We start from the raw sequence: 6,186 nt of genomic DNA on the forward strand, positions 1-6,186 counted from the left end.
CTCCAGGCGGATGAGGCAGATACCTTCGTGTTGGCCACAAACCGAACAGAAACTGTGCGCGAGTTTGTCGACATGGCGTTCAAGGCGGCTGGATATGAACTGAGATTTGAAGGCGAAGAGCAGGACGAGGTTGGTATCGACATTAGGAGCGGCAAGACGTTGGTGAGCGTCAATCCTAAGTTCTATCGACCGGCCGAAGTCGATCTGCTGATCGGCAATCCTGCTCGCGCAAAGGAGAAGCTAGGTTGGGCGCCAACAACTACGTTGGAAGAACTCTGCGCCATGATGGTCGATGCGGATCTTCGACGGAACGCCGAAGGACATTCGTTCTGAGGAATCGGGCCCGCCTGCGCGGGGAAGCGGCAACAAGACCTCAACAAGACCTCAACAAGACCTCAACAAGACCAACTTACGCTCATCGGAAAATTCAGCTGCAGAACTTCAACGAGCAGGACTATTTACAGTAATGTGTATCCGTCCTTCGCCTCACAGGAAAAGCAGAGCGCCGACCCGGTTGCCCTCCCGGTTGAGGCGTACCGGCGATTACAGCGCGCTCGAGTGCCTGGAGCTGGGGCAGGAGCGTTCAGCATGAACAAGTTGCCCCCAAAAACCCGGCCGTTGAAGGCTACCGATGCAGAAGACGCGGAGGTTTTTTGATGGGCAACGCGTAGCTTGGCCGGCGGACACGGAAGTTGACGCCGGCCACTCGGCGTGAATCGGATCGGGAGTCACACGGAGTACCACTTCTTCGGCCAACTGGAAATCAGAAGCGCCCTGAACCGCCCCGGAGTTTGAGGAAGCTCCGAAGCTCCAACCTTTGATATGAGAGGGTGGAGTAGGTGGAGTCATCAGCAAGTCAGTGGTTTTTGCCCGAGGTGCGGAAGCGCGCGGTACGCATGGTGTTCAAGCACCGGGCCGAGTACGAGTCGCAGTGGGCAGCCGTCGTGTCGCGCCGATGAGTCTGCACGACGGCAGCGCGTCCGTCGCGCCAGCCGATAGACCTTCGATCAAAGCGAATCGGCGCGCGCGACCGCAGCTCCGTCAACGGCGAAGCATGTCCTTCAAACGACGGATAGGGTGAGTGATACGCCACGACCGCGATGCATACGTGGCCCGCAGACGCTGCTGAAGATTGGAAGCGTGTGCCTCCTGCTGCATCAGTTGTGTCACGAGCGCATCACGCTGAGCTCGCATTTGCTGAACTTCGGATTGCACGAGTTCCCCTTCCGAACGTTGCGAAGATCTGCACGCCACGAGTTCAGCGTGCGTCTTGCTCAGGGAAATGAGCTCTCCTTGCAGCTGACCCACCGATCCTTGAAGACGACGGTTTTCTTCCCTCATATCGTCTAGTTCAAGCCCGTCATTGCGGCGCGCCACCAACTGGGTCTCAAGGCTATTGGCGTAGGTCGTGGCGCTCGCGACGGAGCGCGCCAGTTCTTCGCACCGCTCGGCAAGAGCCAAATCCGCGTCAGTCAAGCTCTTCTGCATCGCCACACTTCGTTCTTCGTTATTCAACCGATTCTCCAGGGATTGGGCATATTTCTCCGCTTCAACACGTCCTAATTCGAGAGACTTCGCATATATAGTCGCATCGCTCAATGACGCAGAGGCTTGCTCCAGTCCGCGCGCGATCTCTGCGGACTCCCACTCGGCATTTTTTCTCGCTCGGTCGGCCTGGCGATGAATGAACGCCAACGCCATGGTCAGACGACGCGGCAGTTCAATTTCTCGCACCGCGTTTTCCGCGATGCGTTCGCGCAGGTGGCACTTGCGAAGTTCTTCCTCCATCACATGGACTTGCACCTGTTCCGCAAGCCCTGACTTGATTGCCACGGCGTCTGTCCAGAGCGCCGACGCGGCGTGTGCCAGTTTGCCGTCACATGCTTCTTCGATCGAGCAGACGTCTCCGGCACGTCCGTACTGGCTTAACGCGCCCTGCAACTTCACGTGCGTGTACTCAGTGGTCCAAATAGCCAGGCAGGGGACGGCCGCCGCCAGCCCGAACACGATCGGGTGGTAGCGCGAGCTGACGACCATGTGCGCCCGGCCCGTCAGTGCGGCAACCTCGCGGGCTTTCATCACGGGCAACATGATGAGCATGCCTTCGGGCAGCCGGCTGGCCAATGCCTTGCCGACATCCTCGTCGGACCATGGGGCACCCAAGGAAGGTGCAGCCTTGGCATGCGGAATAAAAACGAGGCGGCAGCGAGTATCAACGGCGATCTTCCTCAGCTGCTCGGCCAGTTGATCCCAAAGCGGGTCGGCCACCGTCGGATTCGTCATCGGGTGGAACGTCAAAGCGATCCACGGCTCCTCGTCGGGGAAGGGTAGCAAGGTACCGACCTCGGAACGGCACCTCAGCCCCAGGGTCGCGGCGTCGTCGAGTTGGTAAGACAGGTTCGCCGGTGTTACGCCCAGTTCGAGGGCCAGCGCGAACGAATGCTCCTCACGAACGCCAACCCAGGATGCGAGGCCAAGCATTTCGCTCACCATCTCACGGTGCCGAGGCTCAAGCGCCGGGCCGATCGTCTGGCCGAGAAAGACAATCTTGGCGCCGACACTCGCGGCACGTCGGCAGAACGCAAGGCGCTCGAAGATGAAGTTCGGCCAGGGGCTTGTTAGATTGCCCCCTCCCGAGATGACGAGGCCGTCGGAAGGCGTTGCCAGTCGCTCGAACGCAGCCGGAATCGCGCCGTCTGGCATCCGCGACAGGACAGTTAGAAGGGCTTCGCGCTCGTCGTCGTTGGTGCAACGGTCAAAACCCAACCGCGGTACTACCTCGACGCCGATCGCCTGCGAGGTGAAGGCGGGATCCGAAGATACGGCCGTCAGACGGACAGTTGGGTCGAGTGTGCGAAAAAGGTCCAGATTCGCCTCGAGCATTGCCTCGTCGCCAACGTGATAGGTCTCCCATCCGCCGACGTCGCCGATTAATGTCCAGTTCTTCAACGCCAAACTCCCTTCACGCGCGTGCTCGGCGGCGCGAGTACCCGCATCCATCCCGCGACTGGATCCAGTGTCAATGATGCGCTCCTTCTAGCTGGCCTATGCGATACGCCAGCCGGCGGCTGCACGCAGCAGAGCCATATTCTGTTTCGAGGAAGGCGCGCGCCGCAACAGCACGCCGGAGGGCCTCGTCGCGGTCATACACCACCCGGCGCATTTGGCTGGCTGCATGCTTCTCGTCGGGCTGAGCCCAGACTTGGCCCTCAGGGAAAACGTATTGATCAGGCTTCACGGCCACCATCTCGAAATCGACGGGCCAGCCAGTCTCGCGCGACACGAGTTCCGTCGTTGCGGAATAATCCGTGGCGATGATGGGCTTCTCCAGCGCCATCGCTTCCGCAATAAGCAAGCCAAGTCCTTCGCTACGATGTAGCGAAACGACAGCGTCGCATGCAGCGATGAGCTCGAGGGTATCCGTTCGGCTCAGTGTCTTCTCGATCAACAGGATGTCCGGATCTGCGCGCAGGCAGTCGCGCATAGTCTGCCGATGCGCAGGCACTCGGTCGGCGTTTTGCGCCTTGATTACTAACTTGACGTTCGCGCGTTCCAGCTCGCCAAAGGCACGCTTGTAGGCGCGTACGAGCGCCATCGGATTCTTTCGCTCGACAAATGACAGGTAATCAAACGCAAAAAAGAAGATGAATGTATCCGCAGGCAGATGAAATTTGCCCCGATTAACTGAGGCCGGCTTTTCGAAGCTCAGCGGCAGAGGCATGTACACCACAGGCTTGGAAAGCTTGGGGGCGAGCGTCGCCTGGACAAAGCGCGTCGGCGCCCAGACTTCGTCGACGAGGTCGAAGGCGGACAACCACGGCGCCGGAAACTCTTCCAGTTCCCAAAACGGCATTGCGACCCGGTAAGCGTCGGATCGCAAACGTGAGGCCAGGCGGTCGACGACGTGCGGCAGCTGGTCGGCATTGACATTGAAGATTTGAATCCGGCCATCCGCCTGCTCGGCGAACGCATGCTCCAACGAGTTGTCGCCGACTTGCGAGTGGGAGTTGAGATCGATGGGAAGTCCGCGCGCGTTTACGCCTGCATGCCTCAAGCCGCCAAGGACCTGCCGCCCCGCCTCACCCACGCCGAGGGCTAGGCGAAGGTATCCCACCACGGAAACATCGGCTTCGGACTCGCTACGGCGTGGCGGGGGTCGACGCAATACTGTGGCGGAGGGCATCTGCGCTGCCTGTAGTGCAACCGGCTCAACCAACCGCCGGTCCTTAATCAGCGTATGGGCCTGCTTGATATACCACTCCCGGAACGCCTTGGCGCTTGCGGGTCCCGACGGCGGAAAGTTGGCCTGCAGCCAGGGCTCACGCCCGTGCAGGTAATGCATCAGATTGGTGATCGATGCGTCCGGCGATCCGAAACCCTTCGTGTGCGGCAGATGCAGGAACTGTTCGTAGTTCTCGAACGGATCGCCAGCCCAGGTTAGATGCTTCTCTCGAAACATGTGCCGGATCAGCGTCGGGATGCGCGCGCCAGAAGCGAAGCGGCCAAAGGCATAGTCGCCATCGGGAAAGCTGCCGTGTCCGTTCGCCAACAATTGCGAGGCGTAGTGCGCAACCAGCGAAAGCAGAGGCGCGCTCATTTCGGCCCCTCGGAATGCCTGCGAATGCTTCGAGAGGCGGGACGTGTCCGTCGGCGAGATGCCACTGAAATGAAAGAAACACAATGGACGACCGTCGACAGTCCACTCGCCATCGTCGTAACTCAAGGCGCGCTGATGAAGATTCCAGTAGGCGACGTTGTAGCAGGTATCCCGCAGGACCTTCGCACCATCGGCGAATCCAGGCACCAGATCCATGAACTTTTGATCCACGAAAATGCCGTTCGCCTGATCATTCACGCACTGGTACATCAGGCGCCGCGACCACCACCGAAGAATGCTGTCCGCTTCATGGCCAGCACCCACGGCCAGGAATCCGAGGTTGTAAATACCGGCGCGCATGATGCCCACGTCGTCGGGGTACATGTCGCGCTCCGCCGGCTTCGTGAGGTGGGGCGTCAGCACGAACGACGCTCCCTCGTCGAGCAACGAACATACTTCTTCGAGGCGCCCGAAGACTTCGATGTCGGGGTCGAAATAGATGATGCTGCGGTGCCCCTTCGCGAGCAGATGACGGAACATGAACGGCTTGAGTGCCGTATTGAATTCCATCACGTCGTAGCGAAACGCGAAGCCCTTAAAGTCCGGGATACCCAGTTCCTTGGCCGTGACGATCTCGACACCATCCGCCGGGTAGAAGGCCCGCTCGAACACGATCTCGTCCGCGAGGCAGAGATAGAAGGTCGCCTCTGGATGATGGCGTTTCGCACTCGCCAACAGCACTTTGGCCATCGGGACATAGTTGTTGGAGCAGATCGTGAAAATGGCGCGAGAGGAATCGGAGGACATTGGGAATGATGATGAAACTCAATCGATTTCGACTGAGAGGCCACCGTCCGGGGAGCGATCACTCGCAGTACGCGCCAATGAAGGACTTCGAAGTCGACCGGAGGAGTGAAAACATTGGGGCAAGTACCAATAGTAATGCCCATTTTGATCTAACAAATTATAGCGCGGCCCAGCCGGACCAAGATGTCATGCGGGCGGCACCAAGCGCAACAGTGCGCCACGCTCGCGTGCGATATCTACCCTTGAATCGGCAGGGCTTTCGCGCCGCCCGAAGGGAGCTTCGTGGACGCAGTCCATTGCCGAGCGATCAGCTGCGACGGTCGTTCGATCATTCGATTGAACGCAAACGCCATGCCGAATACGGCGGCGATCGCGAAAGGCAGGGAGACCGCGTACGGTAGGCCCAAGCGCGTACCAAGCCCAAGTGCTGCGAAGCCCACAGGCCCGTGGACCAGATAGAGCGAATAGCTGACCTGGGCGCTGAACAGAATCGGACGCGCAGGCTTGATGTTGATCAGCATCGCGATCACGAACAAACCCAACGCGAAGACGAACGAGAGGAGATACGAGTTGCCCAGGGGGAGGAAGCTGACGTGAACTTCGCGGATCCCGTATTGAATGGTCGCGAAAGCGGCGAGACCGGCCACGGTCAGGAATCCGTTTCCTACGATCCGGCGCGATCGCAGATAGAGAATCTGACCAAAGATCAGGTATGGAATGAAGGCGACCGAAGCGGCGAACAAGAAGAACTCGTTGCCGAATCGCCTGCTGCACGCGATCAC

At 59.5% G+C, this 6,186-nt stretch carries 3 protein-coding genes and 1 pseudogene; 1 reads left to right on the top strand and 3 read right to left on the bottom strand.

Features of this window, described 5'->3' with window-relative positions; all coding sequences use genetic code 11:
* The coding region (locus tag AC1DY5_RS38125) for a GDP-mannose 4,6-dehydratase (protein ID WP_478119652.1) at positions 1–333 on the top strand (333 nt) is incomplete at its 5' end.
* A 708-nt stretch (positions 334–1,041) separates the two neighbouring features.
* Here the strand turns inward: AC1DY5_RS38125 and AC1DY5_RS38130 are convergent.
* The 3 genes and pseudogenes from AC1DY5_RS38130 to AC1DY5_RS38140 form a co-directional block, all read right to left on the bottom strand.
* A complete protein-coding gene (locus tag AC1DY5_RS38130; protein WP_478119653.1) occupies positions 1,042–2,949 on the bottom strand; it encodes a polysaccharide pyruvyl transferase family protein in 1,908 nt (635 codons plus the stop codon).
* A 70-nt stretch (positions 2,950–3,019) separates the two neighbouring features.
* Positions 3,020–5,404 carry a glycosyltransferase gene (locus AC1DY5_RS38135; protein WP_478119654.1) on the bottom strand — a complete coding sequence of 795 codons (2,385 nt, stop codon included), beginning with the start codon at positions 5,402–5,404 and terminating at the stop codon, positions 3,020–3,022.
* Between the two features lie 236 nt (positions 5,405–5,640).
* A pseudogene (locus AC1DY5_RS38140) lies at positions 5,641–6,186 on the bottom strand (hypothetical protein); the annotation flags it as partial.

The sequence above is a fragment of the Variovorax sp. P4_D9 genome (genome assembly GCF_056401695.1).